The organism is Streptomyces sp. NBC_00212 (genome assembly GCF_045206365.1).
GTDB lineage: Bacteria > Actinomycetota > Actinomycetes > Streptomycetales > Streptomycetaceae > Streptomyces.
In genome coordinates this window covers 7,304,559-7,318,737 of sequence record NZ_CP108115.1, presented here as the reverse complement: position 1 = coordinate 7,318,737, position 14,179 = coordinate 7,304,559, and the positions used below count along the sequence as shown (strand labels likewise).

The 14,179-nt window shown below is 72.0% G+C and carries 13 protein-coding genes; 4 read left to right on the top strand and 9 right to left on the bottom strand.

Annotated features, from left to right (window positions below; translation table 11 throughout):
• Positions 1-117: 117 nt before the first annotated feature.
• From OHA17_RS33410 to OHA17_RS33400, 3 genes are all read right to left on the bottom strand, one after another.
• On the bottom strand, positions 118-2,547 hold the full coding sequence (locus OHA17_RS33410) for an FxsB family cyclophane-forming radical SAM/SPASM peptide maturase (protein ID WP_406509579.1): 2,430 nt from the start codon (positions 2,545-2,547) through the stop codon (positions 118-120).
• A gap of 20 nt (positions 2,548-2,567) precedes the next feature.
• Positions 2,568-2,759 (bottom strand): hypothetical protein, encoded by a 192-nt coding sequence (locus OHA17_RS33405; RefSeq protein ID WP_398881791.1) that lies wholly within the window; start codon positions 2,757-2,759, stop codon positions 2,568-2,570.
• A gap of 498 nt (positions 2,760-3,257) precedes the next feature.
• Positions 3,258-3,830 carry a helix-turn-helix domain-containing protein gene (locus OHA17_RS33400; RefSeq protein WP_053724245.1) on the bottom strand — a complete coding sequence of 191 codons (573 nt, stop codon included), beginning with the start codon at positions 3,828-3,830 and terminating at the stop codon, positions 3,258-3,260.
• 130 nt (positions 3,831-3,960) lie between these two features.
• Between OHA17_RS33400 and OHA17_RS33395 the strand changes: the two genes are divergently transcribed.
• Positions 3,961-4,827 carry an EamA family transporter gene (locus OHA17_RS33395; protein WP_406509578.1) on the top strand — a complete coding sequence of 289 codons (867 nt, stop codon included), beginning with the start codon at positions 3,961-3,963 and terminating at the stop codon, positions 4,825-4,827.
• Here OHA17_RS33395 and OHA17_RS33390 read toward each other — a convergent pair whose 3' ends face one another.
• Positions 4,828-5,571 carry an acyltransferase gene (locus tag OHA17_RS33390; RefSeq protein WP_406509577.1) on the bottom strand — a complete coding sequence of 248 codons (744 nt, stop codon included), beginning with the start codon at positions 5,569-5,571 and terminating at the stop codon, positions 4,828-4,830.
• Positions 5,572-5,641: 70 nt separating this feature from the next.
• Positions 5,642-6,172 (bottom strand): gamma carbonic anhydrase family protein, encoded by a 531-nt coding sequence (locus OHA17_RS33385; protein WP_406509576.1) that lies wholly within the window; start codon positions 6,170-6,172, stop codon positions 5,642-5,644.
• A 106-nt stretch (positions 6,173-6,278) separates the two neighbouring features.
• Between OHA17_RS33385 and OHA17_RS33380 the strand changes: the two genes are divergently transcribed.
• Complete coding sequence (locus OHA17_RS33380) at positions 6,279-6,722, top strand: SRPBCC family protein (protein ID WP_406509575.1); 444 nt, start codon at positions 6,279-6,281, stop codon at positions 6,720-6,722.
• 123 nt (positions 6,723-6,845) lie between these two features.
• Here OHA17_RS33380 and OHA17_RS33375 read toward each other — a convergent pair whose 3' ends face one another.
• From OHA17_RS33375 to OHA17_RS33365, 3 genes are all read right to left on the bottom strand, one after another.
• Positions 6,846-7,502, bottom strand: a complete 657-nt coding sequence (locus OHA17_RS33375; protein ID WP_406510879.1) for a DedA family protein — start codon at positions 7,500-7,502, stop codon at positions 6,846-6,848.
• A 75-nt stretch (positions 7,503-7,577) separates the two neighbouring features.
• Positions 7,578-10,058 (bottom strand): beta-glucosidase, encoded by a 2,481-nt coding sequence (locus tag OHA17_RS33370; protein WP_406509574.1) that lies wholly within the window; start codon positions 10,056-10,058, stop codon positions 7,578-7,580.
• Between the two features lie 258 nt (positions 10,059-10,316).
• Positions 10,317-10,754 carry a DUF4442 domain-containing protein gene (locus OHA17_RS33365; RefSeq protein WP_399490222.1) on the bottom strand — a complete coding sequence of 146 codons (438 nt, stop codon included), beginning with the start codon at positions 10,752-10,754 and terminating at the stop codon, positions 10,317-10,319.
• Between the two features lie 109 nt (positions 10,755-10,863).
• Here OHA17_RS33365 and OHA17_RS33360 point away from each other — a divergent pair, with 109 nt between their 5' ends.
• Both OHA17_RS33360 and OHA17_RS33355 read left to right on the top strand, forming a co-directional pair.
• Positions 10,864-11,910 carry a hypothetical protein gene (locus OHA17_RS33360; RefSeq protein ID WP_406509573.1) on the top strand — a complete coding sequence of 349 codons (1,047 nt, stop codon included), beginning with the start codon at positions 10,864-10,866 and terminating at the stop codon, positions 11,908-11,910.
• 118 nt (positions 11,911-12,028) lie between these two features.
• Positions 12,029-13,330, top strand: coding sequence for an MFS transporter (locus OHA17_RS33355; RefSeq protein WP_406509572.1), 1,302 nt, complete (start codon positions 12,029-12,031; stop codon positions 13,328-13,330).
• On the opposite strand, the gene OHA17_RS33350 is transcribed toward OHA17_RS33355, so the two are convergent.
• Positions 13,292-14,152 (bottom strand): spermidine synthase, encoded by an 861-nt coding sequence (locus OHA17_RS33350; RefSeq protein ID WP_406509571.1) that lies wholly within the window; start codon positions 14,150-14,152, stop codon positions 13,292-13,294. The genes OHA17_RS33355 and OHA17_RS33350 overlap by 39 nt on opposite strands.
• Positions 14,153-14,179: the final 27 nt, after the last annotated feature.

Sequence of the window (14,179 nt, the reverse complement as noted above, 5' to 3'; positions counted from 1 at the left end):
CCCAATGGTTGATCCACTCACGGAGTTTCGATCAGATCATGACCGAAATCATGCGCCGCCCGGCGAGTGGATCAATCAATTAGCGGGAGAATTCGCTCAATTCGAGGGGGAATTCACTCAGCGCGAGGCTTGGACGCGGGCCTTCCACTCGGCCCGATGGCGCTTCGCCGAGTCGGCCGCGGCGGTGAGAGCGGCCCCCGAGACGGGTTCGTCCAGCCAGCCGCGCACCGTGTGGCCCATGCTCCCGACGAAGCGTTGTCCCAGGTCGGTGAGGGTTCCCGAGCCGAGCAGCTCCTCGACGGCCTCCGCCGTCTGCCGGCGCCAGCGGGCGAACTGCGCCTCGGCGGTGCCGCGTTCACGAGCCCCCTTGGCGGTCGCGCGGCGCACCCGCCAGAAGTCGGTCACCGCGATATGGGCGTACGTTCCCTGGAGCAGGCCGCCGATCGGCCGCGGATCGTCGCGCCAGGGGGCGTAGTACAGGTTCCGGTCGGCCTTGTCGTACAGGTCGACGGCGTCCAGGACCGCGGCGAGTTTCACGTGCTGGAACTCGTGGACGATCAACAGGGCGAGCTGGTCCGGCGATGCGGGCCTGGCGACCCCGATCGCACCCCAGGCCTCCTTGCAGGCGGCGCTGACGTTGCTGCCGTCCGGTGCGTGCAGCGGGGTGATCAGACGCAGTCCCGCGGCCACGCCGTCCGCGTAGGCGGGCAGTTCGCGGCGGATCAGGGACCAGGCGCCGGTCAGGTCCTCGGCCCACAGCTTGACCTCGTCGGCCGCGAGCCGTGCGGAGACGGGCCACTTGTGGGAGTCCCGCAGCGGGTCGGTGTCCTCGATGGCCACGCTCCAGCCCTCGCCCTCGAAGAGGCGTACGGGGTGCCAGTGCGGGGTCGGCCCGTCGAGGCCCTCGTGCCAGCCGATGTCGAGCCGCCCGGAGCCGGCCCGCACCGTGAACCCGTCGGCGCCCGCGGTCACTTCGGCGCGGCCGGCCCCGCCGTCGAGCCGTACGTCACCGAGCCCGGGCAGCCGCAGGGCCCCGCCGCGCAGCGGCACGGTGACCTTCTGGCCGAGGCGGGCCCGCAGCACCGTGGCGGCCGCGATCTCGGCGAGGCCGCCGGCGGGAGCCGCCCGGCCTTCGAGCACGCTCAGGGCCCACGGCCGGGTGTAGGGGTGGGCGAGGACGGCGTCTAGTTCGGCGGGCGCCTCGGCGTCCAGGTGGGTCAGGAGCTCCCAGGCCTCGGCGCCTTCGCGGTCGGAGAGCGCGATGTGTTCGCTGACGGCGGCGAGCAGCTCCTGGTTGATCTCCAGCTGCGCCGCCGCGAGGCGCGCGACGGTCTCCGCGCCGCCGAAGCCCGCGGCCAGAGCCTTGAAGTCGCCCTGGTCCAGGGGCAGTTCGGAGGGCGTCGGCGTCGGTGCGGGCACGGCCGCCTCCCGGTCTCGGATGGTGGTGACCAGTGTCAGCAGGTCGGGGCAGAACACGGAGGGGTTGTCGAACCCGTTGCCGGTGCGGTAGCGGTGGGCGTAGAGGCCGCCGCCGCAGGACTGGACGACCGGGCAGCTCCGGCACTGGTCGCAGAGCTGCTCGATGCCCTGCTGGCGGGCCAGCATGCCGGGGTGCTGGAGCACGTCGTCGAGCGAGTGCGTGAAGACGTCCATGCCGGTGGCCGGGGCCCCGTCGTACGACGTCTTGAGGCTGTCGGCCTGCTCGAAGGTGCCGTCGGTCTCGATCACGACGAGGTCGGCCGGGGCGAGCCCGAGCGATTCCGTGAGGCTGCTCTCGCCGCGCAGGGTGCGCAGTACGGAGTCGAAGATGCGGACCGGCACGGGCCGCCCCGCCGCGTCCCAGCGCCGGTAGATCGCGTCGAGCCACTCGGCGTAGGGCGTGGCCGCGCCGCCGGGGCGGGGCGGCGGGGTGTCCCAAGTGGCGTGCGGGAGGAGGAAGTCGATGCGGGGCGGCGCGAGTTCGACGAGCGCGTCGTAGACGGCGACCGGGTCGTTCGCCACGTCGATGGTGCAGAGCAGTCCGGCGAACAGCCGCCGGTAGCGCGGGCGGTTGAGGAGCTCCACCGCGCGGATGACCTTGGCGTGGCTGCTGCGGCCGTCGGCGTAGCGGCGGTGGCGGTCGTTGGAGGCCTTGTCGCCGTCGAGGGACACCCCGACCTTGATGCCGAATTCGAGGAAGAGTTCACAGAACTTCTCGTCGAGGAGCACGCCGTTGGTGTGCATGCGCAGATCGAGCGCGCTCACCGAGTGCAGGGCCCGCTGGAGTTCCTCGGCTGCCCGCCGGATCCGGTCGGGCCCGGCGAGCAGGGGCTCGCCGCCGTGCAGAACGACGTGGACCGTGGGGAGTTGGTGACGTCTGGCATGCTCGGCGATCCGGTCCGCCACTTGCGCCAGGATGTCCTCGGAGACGGCCCGGGGCCGCCCGCGCCAGCTCGTGTCCGCGTGTTCGTAGACATAACAGTGATCGCAGGCCAGATCGCAGCGGCTGTGCACCTTCAGCACGAACTGCGACAGGGCAGGCTGAATCGGCCGGTCGGTCCCGTCCATGGGGGGAGTCGTTCCGCCCGTCAGAGCGCCGACTGGAAGGCGGAGGTGCCGGGAACGCCGGCGCTCCCGCCTGCTGTCATCACCCTGGTCAGGCTCGCCGGAGCCTTCCCGGCACTCTGCGCCGCTGCCCGCTTCACCAGCGGCAGCCGCCTGCTGGCCGGCCTGTGCGGGGCGGGGCCGGGCCGTTCGGCCGCCGAGACGAGAGCTTCCACGTGAGCGCCTTTCGGATCGTAGCGCCGTTTTCGCAGCAAGGCCTTCTGGATCACTGCACAGAACACGGCTCATAGAACAATGCATGGGCTTTTCGCAGGTCGCGCAATTCGGCCGCACGCCGTGCCCATGTGCGCTCATGCGCCACGAGCGACTGGTCCGACCACTGCCGCCTCCCCGGGAGACCACAACTGCGTTGGCCCGTGCCCAGGTTCGGCGTTGGCGCCAAAACCACCCGCACGAGTGGTTTCGTCCGAGATGAACTCCGCTTTCGTCGCCCCCTCGGTCGCGAGAGTGACGATAGTCAGCCTCCACCCGACTCGGCCCTGAACACCAGATACAAGGCCAAAATCGTCCAGAACGCGAGGTTGAACCGATCACGGTGCGCGCCCCGAGGGCGCACACCGGCTCACATTCGGGCTCGGGATCCCCGTTTCGCCATCCTGACAAGCGTACGGCCAGAAAGCCAACAGGCCGTCCCCGTAAGCCGGTTGAGCGTCTCAGCGTTCGAACGGGACCGAGATCGCCATCGTCATCGCGACCGGCTCGGAACCCCGATTCCCGTACGTGTGCGCCGCGTTGGCCTCGAACGATGCCGAATGGCCCGCCGGGACCGAGTAGTCGACGCCGTCCACGACGAGGGTCAACGTGCCTTCCGTCACATGGATCAGCTCGACCGTGCCGGCCGGATGCGGGTCCGACGCGCTGGCGTCCCCCGGCATCAGACGCCACTCCCACATCTCCAACGGGCCCGGCGCCTCGGTCCCGGCGAGCAGCGCGCTGTAGCTGCCCTGCTCCGTGGACCAGAGCCGGACGACCTGCTCGGGCAGAACGATGCGGACCTTGGGGCCGCTCTCGTAGTCGAGCAGGGTGGTGATGCTCACGCCGAGCGCGTCACCGATCTTCACCACGGTGCCCACGCTGGGATTCGTCCGGGCCTGCTCGATCTGGATGAGCATGCCGCGGCTGACCCCGGCGCGGGTCGCGAGCGCGTCCAGCGTGAAGCCGCGCTCGGTGCGCCAGCGCTTGACGTTGCGGGCCAGTGACTGGGTCAGCAGTTCGAGGTCCGACACATTCCGTCCATGAGGTGGGCCCCAGAGAGGCCGTCCAATATTTTTGATGACAGAGTTCAATATGCTGCACTACGGTGGAGTGCACCCCCTTGAATCCCCTGTGTCACCGCACTGTACTGCGAGGCCCCCCATGACAGCACTGTTCGCCCTGGCCACCAGCCTCCTGTGGGGCCTGGCCGACTTCGGCGGCGGGCTGCTCACCCGGCGCATACCCGCGCTGACCGTCGTGGTCGCCTCGCAGTCGGTCGCCGTGGTCGTGCTCGGTGCGGTCGTCGTCGCGACCGGCGGCTGGCACGAGGCGGGCCCGCAGCTCTGGTTCGCGGTCGCGGCGGGCGCCGTGGGCCCGGTCGCCATGCTCAGCTTCTACAAGGCTCTCGCGCTCGGCCCCATGGGCGTCGTCTCGCCGCTCGGCTCCCTCGGCGTCGCGGTGCCGGTCGGCGTCGGGCTCGTCCTCGGCGAACGCCCCGGCATCCTCCAGTTCGCCGGGATCGCGGTGGCCGTGGTGGGCATCCTGCTCGCAGGCGGCCCGGAGTTCCGCGGCGCGGCGGTGCGCCGCCAGGCCGTCCTGCTCACGCTGCTCGCGGCCTTCGGCTTCGGTGCGGTGATGGCGCTGATCTCCGAGGCCTCCACGACCGTGACCGGGCTCTTCCTCGCGCTCTTCGTGCAGCGCGTCACCAACATCGCCGTCGGCGGCGGCGCCCTGTTCGTCTCGGTGCGGCGCGGCGCCCGCGCCCTGCCCGAGGACGGCGGGTTGCGCCTGGTCCGGCTCTCGCTGCCCGCGCTCGCCTTCGTGGGCCTGGCCGACGTGGCCGCCAACGGGACGTACTCGATCGCCGCACAGCAGGGCCCGGTCACCATCGCCGCGGTGCTCGCCTCGCTCTACCCGGTGGTCACCGCGCTGGCCGCGCGCGGGGTACTCAAGGAGCGGCTGCGCATGGTGCAGGCGGCGGGCGCGGGGCTGGCGCTCGTCGGCACCGTGCTGCTCGCGACCGGCTGATCAGGCCTCTTCGGTGGTCAACTCCGCGATGGCAAGCAGCTGTTCAGGGGTGATGCCTTCCGGGATGGGCACCGGCGCGGGCGTGCGCAGCGGCGGCTGCCAGCCGTTCTCCTCGTCCCAGGTACGGACGATCCGCGCGGGCGCCCCGGCCACCACCGCGTGGTCGGGCACCTCACCGCGTACGACCGCGCCCGCCGCCACGACCACGTTGCGGCCGAGCCGGGCGCCGGGCAGCACCACGGCGCCCGTGCCGAGCCAGCAGCCGGGCCCGATCTCCACCGGCTCCATGCGGGGCCACTGCTTGCCGACGGGCTGGTGCGGATCGTCGTAGCTGTGGTTCGTCGAGGTGATGTAGACGTACGGGCCGCAGTACGTGTCCGAGCCGATGGTGACCGTCGTATCGGCGATGACGTGGCTGCCCCGGCCGAGCACGACCCCGTTGCCCAGGGTCAGTATCGGCTCCGCGCCGAGGTCGAGGCCGGGCATCATCCCGGCCGTGAGGGTGACCTGTTCGGCGATGATGCAATGGTCGCCCAGCTCGATCCAGGGCTCACCGAAGACGGTGCCCTGCGGGAAGGCGAGACGGGTTCCGGCGCCGATCCGGCGGAAGCGCAACTTCCCCGGGTGTTCGGCGGTGACCGCGCCGGCCTCCCTGATCCAGCCCCAACCGCCGTGGACCACGCGGGAGGCGATCCTGCGCCGCCAGGCGGTCAGCGATGAGAACGTGTTTCTGTTCTTGGGCACCCGCACACGGTACTCATCGCCGACCCGGCCGATCAGGGCCGACGCCTGTGATCTTCCGCTCAGCGCGGGCTCAGGCGCCGTGCGCCTTGCGGTGGTCCTCGGCCAGGCCCAGGTACATCAGGGCGTTGACCTTGATCCCCTCGCGCTCCTCGTCGGTCAGCTCGCGCCGCACCTTCGCCGGTACGCCCGCGACCAGGGAGCCGGGCGGCACGACCATGCCCTGCGGCACCAGGGCCTGCGCCGCGATCAGCGAACCGGCGCCGATCCGGGCCCCGTTGAGGACGGTGGCCCCCATGCCGACAAGGACGTCGTCCTCGACGGTGCAGCCGTGCAGCACCGCGTTGTGCCCGACGGTGACCCGCTCGCCGACGCTGACCGGGAAGCCCGGGTCCACGTGCACGGTGCAGTTGTCCTGGATGTTGCTCTCGGCGCCGATCACGATCGGCCCGCAGTCGGCCCGCAGGACCGCGTGGTACCAGACGCTCGCGCCCGCCCCGAGGGTGACCTCGCCGAGCACCACGGAGGTGGGTGCGGTGAATGCGGTCGGGGCGATCTCGGGCGTCTTGCCGCCCACTGCCACGACCATCGCCTGCTCTGCCATGCGCCACTCCTTGTACGGATCCCGGTACGGATGCCATCGCGCCGGGTGTCACGCTAAGCGACCGCGCCTGGGCCCGCGCGGCCGGGGGGCCGCTTACGATCACGCGATGGCACTCTTCCGGATCGCCCGCCGCACCCGGCTCGCCCCCACCGAGACGTGGCGCCGGCTCACCGACTGGGAACGGCACGGCGACAGCGTCCCGTTGACCCGGGTCACCGTGCACACCCCGCCGCCGTCCGACACCGGCACGGTCCTCGTGGCCCGCACCGGTCTCGGCCCCCTGGGCTTCGACGACCGGATGGAGATCACCCGCTGGCAGCCGCCGACCGGGACCGGCCCGGGCGTGTGCCGCCTGGAAAAGCGCGGCCGGACGGTCACCGGCTGGGCCGAGATCGAGGTGGGCCGGGCAGGGGCGGGGTCGTACGTGGTCTGGCGAGAGGACCTGCGCGTACGCGGACTCCCGCGCGCGTTGGACGGGTTGACGGCGAGGGCTGGGCGCGTGGTGTTCGGCCGAGCGGTGAGGGTGCTGCTGCGGGACAGAACCCCCTGAGCGCCGCGACTTGGCGCTGCCGAACCCGCTTAAGGGGCGCGGGGCTGTGACATGGTGCGGCTCCGCCGCGCGGGCTCGACCAGCTACGGACGGCCCGCACCGGACCAACAGACCCGCGGGAGCTCAGTCCGCGGCCGGAACGTTCTCCGCCGTGGACTGCCCCGCCTCAGCCTCAGCCATCGACTTCTTCGCCCGGTTCTTGACCACCAGCATCGAGACGACGCCGATCAGCAGCGCGGCGACCAGACCCAGGTAGGAGAAGTTCTTCAGCCAGGACTCCGCGACGATGCCCAGGTAGTAGATGACGGCCGTCGTACCGCCCGCCCAGCAGATCCCGCCGAGCACGTTGGCGATGAGGAACTTCCAGTACGGCATGTGCAGTACGCCCGCGAGCGGGCCCGCGAAAATGCGGAGCAGGGCGATGAAGCGGCCGAAGAAGACGGCCCACATGCCCCACTTCTGGAAGGACCGTTCCGCCAGGGCGACATGGCCCTCGCTGAAGTGCTTGGGGAACTTGCGGCCGAGCCAGGCGAGCAGTGGCCGACCGCCCTTGCGGCCGATGGCGTAGCCGATCGAGTCGCCGATCACCGCGCCGGCCGTCGCGCAGGCGCCGAGCACGACCGGGTCGATGTGGCCCTGTTGTGAGGCGAGCAGTGCCGCGCTGATCAGGACGACCTCGCCGGGCAGCGGGATCCCGAGGCTTTCGACCCCGATGACCAGCGCCACCAGGAGATAGACACTGACGGCGGGGATGTGCTCCAGCCACTCCTGGATGTGCAACGCCGCTTCCTCCCGCTCGCACCGGGCCGGAGCCCGGCGTGCGCCCCCCTGGCGCACGCCGGGAAGCCTACCCGGTCAGGGCCGGCCGGCCGCGGCGCGGAAACGGACCTGGCCACGGCCGACGAGCCGCTGTTCGCGCGCCGAGACGCCCACGCTCACCTCGCGCGTTCCGGTGCCGAGCACCCAGCCGTGCCGCTCCGGGTCCCACGAGGACAGCGAGCGCGCGGAGATGCGTACGGTCACGCGCTGCTCGCGGCCGGGCTCCAGTTCCAGGCGGCGGTAGCCGGCCAGTGCGCGGCGCGCCTGGTCGAGGCGGAGGTCGGGCGAGGGGCCGAGGTAGACCTGGGCGACCGTGGTGCCGGTACGGCGGCCGGTGTTGCGGACGGTGAAGCCGACCGCGAGCCCGTCGCCGTCGGGCCGCACGCCCAGTTCCGCGTACTCGAAGCTCGTGTACGACAGGCCGTGCCCGAAGGGGAAGAGCGGCGCCACGTCCTCGGCGTCGTACCAGCGGTAGCCGAGGTGGATGCCTTCGGAGTACTCCTCGGTGCCGTCCACTCCGGGGTAGCGGTGCGGGTCCCCGGCCACCGGGTGCCGGTCTTCGGAGACGGGGAAGGTCTGGGTGAGCCGGCCGCCGGGGTCGCAGTCCCCGAACAGGACGGCCGCGGTGGCCTCCGCGCCCTCCTGCCCCGGGTAGTACATCTGCAGTACGGCGCCGACGCGGCCGAGCCACGGCATGGTGGTGCACGACGAGGTGTTGAGGACCACCGTGGTGCGGGAGTTGGCGGCGGCGACCGCTTCGATCAGCTCGCTCTGGTGGCCGGGCAGCGCGAGAGCGGTGCGGTCGGCGCCCTCGGTGGCGTCCTCGTACGCGAAGAGGACGACGCTCTCGGCCGCGCGGGCGGCGCCCACCGCCTCGGCGACGTCGGCCGCCCGGGTGGCTCCGGTGGTGCGGCGGAGGCGGAAGAGCTGGCCCTTGTCGCGGCCCTTGGCGGTGATGGTGAGCCGGTGTGCCCCGGCGGTGAGGTCCAGGGTGCTGCGGCGGACGGTGAGCCCGTCGGGTGCGGCGCCGATGAGTCCGCCGGCGAAGAACTCGCCGAGGCCGGGCGCGGGCGGGAAGAGTTCGGTGCCGTCGAGGAGCACTTTGGGGCGGTCGCCGGAGTAGTGGATGTAGAAGGTCCACTCGTCGGCGTCGTCGACGGCGAGCGTGCCGTCGTACGTCCAGGTGGCGCCCGGGGCGACACCCTGGCCCTCGAAGTCGGCGCCCGCGGAGGTGCCGGGGAGCGGCTTGCCGAAGAGGTCCTCGCCGAGTGCGTAGCCGACGTGGGCGCCCTGGCCGGCCCGGGCCCCGAGGGCGTCGAGGGGGCTCTGCGCGTGGTCGGGCACGACGTGGGCGCTGCCGCCGCCGCTGACGAACGGGATGGTTCCGGTGGGTCCGATCACGGCGATGCTCCGGGCGGCGCGGCCGGTGAGGGGGAGGGTGGCGTGCCGGTTGTGGAGCAGGGTGGCGCCGGCCTTGGCGACCTTGAGCGCGGTGCGCGCACCGGCCCGCGGGTCGCGGCCGGGCCGGGCGGGAGCGCTCCCGTCGAGGAGCCCGAACCGGTCCATGACGGACAGGACGCGGCGCAGGGAACGGTCGACGAGCGCCTCGGGGACGCTGCCGTCGAGCACGGCCTTCTTGAGGGCGTCGGCGAAGTAGTTGCCGCTCGGCATCTCCATGTCGAGCCCGGCGGTGAGGGCGGCGACGGTGCTGTGGGCGGCGAACCAGTCGGTCATGACCCAGCCGTCGAAGCCCCAGTCGTCGCGCAGGATGTCGCCGAGAATTGGCTTGTTCTCGCAGGCGAAGGTCCCGTTCACCTTGTTGTACGCGCCCATCACGGCGCCCGCTCCGGCGGCTACGGCCGCTTCGAAGCCGCGGAGTTCGAGTTCGCGCAGGGGCTGTTCGGCGATCCGCACGTCGATGGACATGCGGTCCTTCTCCTGGTTGTTCAGGGCGAAGTGCTTGACGGTGGCGATGAGGCCCTGGCTCTGGATGCCGCGGATCTCCTCGGCGACCAGGTCCGCGCCGAGCAGCGGATCCTCGGAGAAGGTCTCGTAGTTGCGTCCGGCGTACGGGGTCCTGATCAGGTTGACCATGGGCGACAGGAGGACGTCCTGGCCGAGGGCGCGGCCCTCGCGGCCGATGACCTCGCCGTACTCGCGGGCGAGCGCGGGGTCGAAGGCGGAGGCCAGCAGCACGGGGGCCGGCAGCGCGGTCGCGTGGGCGGTGACGCGGACCCCGGCCGGTCCGTCGGCGAGTCTGAGCGGAGGGATCGCGAGCCGGGGCACACCGGGGACGTAGCCGGCCTGGCCGAGGCTCTTGGGATCGTCCGCGCCGTGCAGGAGGCCGACCTTCTCGTCCAGAGTGAGGCGGGCGATCAGCGCTTCCACCCGGCGGGAGGCCGGGGTGGCCCAGAACGCGCGGGCGGGGGCGGCGAGGGTGCCGGTCGCGGTGGCCGCGACGGTGACGGCGCCGCCGAGCAGACGCAGTGCTGACCTTCGGGAAACGGTGTCGGACATGGACCGTCACTCCTTTGTGTGCGGGCACGACGTGGTGGACCGCGGCACAGCAGGCGGCGGGCCGGCGTTCGACCTGTGAACGCACTATGCGTCACGACCGAGTTGACAACCCGTCAGGCGCCACGAGGCGCCGGGAAACGTAGGACCGTCCGGTGGAAGAGTCAATGAAGGTGAACGGGGCGGCCGTCAGGACATGGAAAAGGCGCCCCGGCCGGAGCCGGGACGCCTTCGGGTTCCGTAGCCTGCGCCACGGAGTGATCAGGAGTTGGGGCGAAGCGTCCACACAACGGTCATCTCGCCGGTCACGGCGCCGTCCGCGCGCTGGATCTCGATGACGACGGGGAACTCGGGGCGCTGCCCTGCGTCGAGCTCGGCCACCACGTCGGCGATCGGGCGGCCCAGCGTCGCGGTGGCGGTGACGACGCCCATGGCGAGCTTCTTGTAGCCGATCTCCGCCTTGACGGCGAGCGGCACGGCACGGTTCATCTGGTCGCCGAAGGCGGCGATGACGATGGCGCCACTGGCGGACTCGGCGAGCGTGAACATCGCTCCGGCGTGCGGTCCGCCCACGTGGTTGTGGTACTCGGACTGGTCCGGCAGCTCCACCACGGCACGCTCGGGGGTGGTCTCCAGGAACTTCAGGTTGAGGGTGCGGGCCATGGGAACGGTCGCGGCGAGCATCTCGCCCACGGACATCTGATCAGCGCTCATGGGGCCGATGTTACCCATGGGTAGCCACCATTGGCCATCCCCTGACGGGGGCGGCCGTAGCAGGAGCGGGAGTGCACCTCTATGGTTACTGGCCATGTGGCCAGGACAGCAGCCGCCCGGGGGCGAGCAGAACCCGCAGGATCCGAATCAGAACCCGTACCAGCAGCCGGGGTACCAGCAGCCGAATCCCTATACGCAGCCGGGGCAGCAGCCCGCGCCGCCGCCGGGGTATCCGCCGCAGCAGGGTTACCAGACACCTAACCCGTACCAGCAGCCCACGGTGCCGCAGTACCCCGTGGGCAGCCCGCCCGGGCCGCCGCAGCCACCGGAGAAAAACGACAAGAAGAAGACCACCCTCATCGCCATCATCGCGGCCACCGCCGTGGTCGTGGCCGCCGCCGTGACCGGCGTGGTGGTCCTCAAGGACGACGGCAAGAGCGACACCAAGGCCGACGGCAAGGACAAGAAGTCGCCCGCGGCTTCGTCTCCGGCGGCGCCGTCCTCCCCGGCCGCCAACCCGCGTGGCGCGGGCACCCAGGTCCAGCCGGTGATCGCGGGCTGGAAGGTCGTGGTGAACCCCACCAAGGGCGACGCCTTCGACGTACCGCCGGACTGGGAGGTCGACAGCCCCGGCATGAGCGTCGGCTGGTCCGACAAGGCGGACCCCAACGGGTTCGGCGGCATGATGATGTCCTCCCCCGCCTACTACAAGTCCAAGTGGTGCACCACCAAGAACGGCAGCGGTCGCGACGAGAACACCGCTCTCGCCCAGATCGGCACCAAGGGCGCGAACGGCGCCAAGTCGACGGACGACGCGGCCGAGCAGGCCGACGACTGGCTGTACTACGCCTACACCCAGCCGGACAAGAACCACATCACCTCCGAGAAGCCGGTCCCCTTCACGACGAAGTCGGGTCTTCAGGGCAGCGTGGTCCGCGCCAAGACGACGGGCGCGAAGAAGACGGACAAGTGCTCCACCGAGGGCCAGTCCGTGCTATTCGGCTTCAAGACCGCCAAGGGCGACCTCGCGGCCTGGAGCTTCATCGCCAACACGGGCGTGCCCGGCGCGGTCGACGAGGACACCATCCAGAAGATCCTCGGCACCATACGGCTCGTGCCGGTCACCGACTCCGGTTCCTGACGCGCACCGGTAACGCGCACCGGTGACGCGATCCGGTCCTGACAGGGGCCGGGTTCCTGCCGCGAGCGAGGCCGCAAACCGTTTGTCGCCACGGGGTGGCGGCGGCGATAGTCCCTGAGTGACTTCCGCCGCCGCCACCCCTTCGCACGCACGCCGCCCGTCCTGGGCGGGCCGCAACTACACCCTGCTGACCGCCGCCGCGGTCGTCACCAACCTGGGCAGCCAGGGCGCCCTGATCGCGGCGGCGTTCGCGGTGCTCCAGTCCGGCGGCAGTGGCGGCGACGTGGGCCTGGTCGCGGCGGCCCGCACCGTGCCGCTCGTCCTGTTCCTGCTGGTCGGCGGCGCGCTGGCCGACCGCGTTGCGCGGCACCGGGTGATGGTCGCCGCCAACACCCTCAACTTCCTTTCCCAGGGCGCCTTCGCGCTCCTCGTCCTGACCGGCGACCCGAAGCTCTGGCAGATGATGGCCCTCACCGCGCTCGGCGGCGTGGGCCAGGCGTTCTTCGGCCCGGCCTCCGAGGGCATGCTCATGTCCAGCGTGAGCGGTAGGGAGGCGGGCCGGGCCTTCGCGCTCTACCGGATGGCGATGCACGGCGCGGGCATCGGCGGGGCCGCACTCGGCGGCGCGCTGATCGCCGTGTTCGGCGCGGGCTGGGTGCTCGCGATCGACGCGGCGGCCTTCGCGGTGGCGGGCGCGCTGCGGGCCTTCCTCGACGTGAGCCACATCCCGCCGCGCGAGGCGGGCGGCGGGATGATCTCCGATCTCCGCGAGGGCTGGCGGGAGTTCGTCACACGGCCGTGGCTGTGGTCGATCGTGGTGCAGTTCTCGGTGGTCAACGCCGTGGTCGCGGCGGCCGAGGCGGTGTACGGACCGCTGGTGGCCCGCGACGAGCTGGGCGGTCCCGGCCCGTGGGGGCTCGCGCTCGCCGCGTTCGGCGTCGGCACGTTCTGCGGCGCGCTCCTGATGATGCGCTGGAAGCCGCGCCGGCTGCTGCTCGCGGGCAGCCTGTGCGTCTTCCCGCTCGCCCTGCCCTCTGCGGCGCTGGCGGTGCCGCTGCCGGTGGCCACGCTCGCGGCGGTCATGCTGGTGACGGGCGTCTCGATCGAGGTGTTCGGCGTCTCGTGGATGACCGCCCTCAACCAGGAGATCCCCGAGGAGAAGCTCTCGCGCGTCTCCGCCTACGACTGGCTGGGCTCGATCGCGATGGTGCCGCTGGCCACCGCCCTCGCCGGGCCCGCCCAGAACGCGGTCGGCCGTACGTCCGCGCTGTGGGGCTGCTCGGCGCTGATCGTGCTGCTCACCGCGGCGGTCCTGTGCGTGCCGGACGTACGCCGCCTGACCCGGCGCACCGAGCCGGTGGCCGCGGGCGGGCCCGAGGTGTCAGCCGATGCTGAAGGCGCCGTCGGGCGGCTCGGGTGAGGGCTGTGCTTCCGCGTCGCCGACCGGCCGGGCGTCCGCGATGAAGCGGCGCAGCGAGTCGCCGTGCTCGACCCGGGCCGGGAAGGCGTCCCCCGCCGTGCGCCGGGCGAGCGCCGCGACGTCCAGCGGGCGCGCCGAGGCGAGCAGTACCGCGTTCCCGAAGCGCCGCCCGCGCAGCACCGACGGCTCGGCGATCAGCGCGACCTCTGCGAACACCGCCCGGAACGTGGCCAGTTGGGAGCGCAGGAAGGCGAACGGCGCGCCGTCCGCGAGGTTGGCCGCGTAGATGCCGCCGGGCTTGAGGACCCGCTGGGCGACGCGCGCGTACTCGATCGAGGTGAGGTGCGCGGGCACGCGCGAGCCGCCGAAGACGTCCGCGACGAGCAGGTCCGCGGAGGCGGCGGGCGCCCGCTCGGCCCAGGCCCTGGCGTCCGCCGCGTGCAGGGTGATCCCGGCGTCCGGGGGCAACGGCAGGTGTTCGCGGACGAGTTGGACGAGCGCGCGGTCGGCGTCCACGACGTCCTGCCGCGAGCCCGGCCGGGTCGCCGCGACGTAGCGGGGCAGGGTGAGCGCCCCGCCGCCGAGGTGCAGCACGTCGAGGGGGGCGCCTTCGTCGGCCGCGCAGTCGACGACGTGGGCGAGCCGGCCCACGTACTCGAACTCGATGTAGGTCGGGTCGTCGAGGTCCACGTACGACTGCGGGGCGCCATTGACGGTCAGCAGCCAGCCGCGCTCGCGGTCGACGTCGGGCAGCAGTTTGGCGGTGCCCCAGTCGACCTCCCGGATGACGGGTATCGGCTCGGCGCTCGGGTCGTCGTTCACCGTCCCATTGTGCGCCCGGCGGCCGGA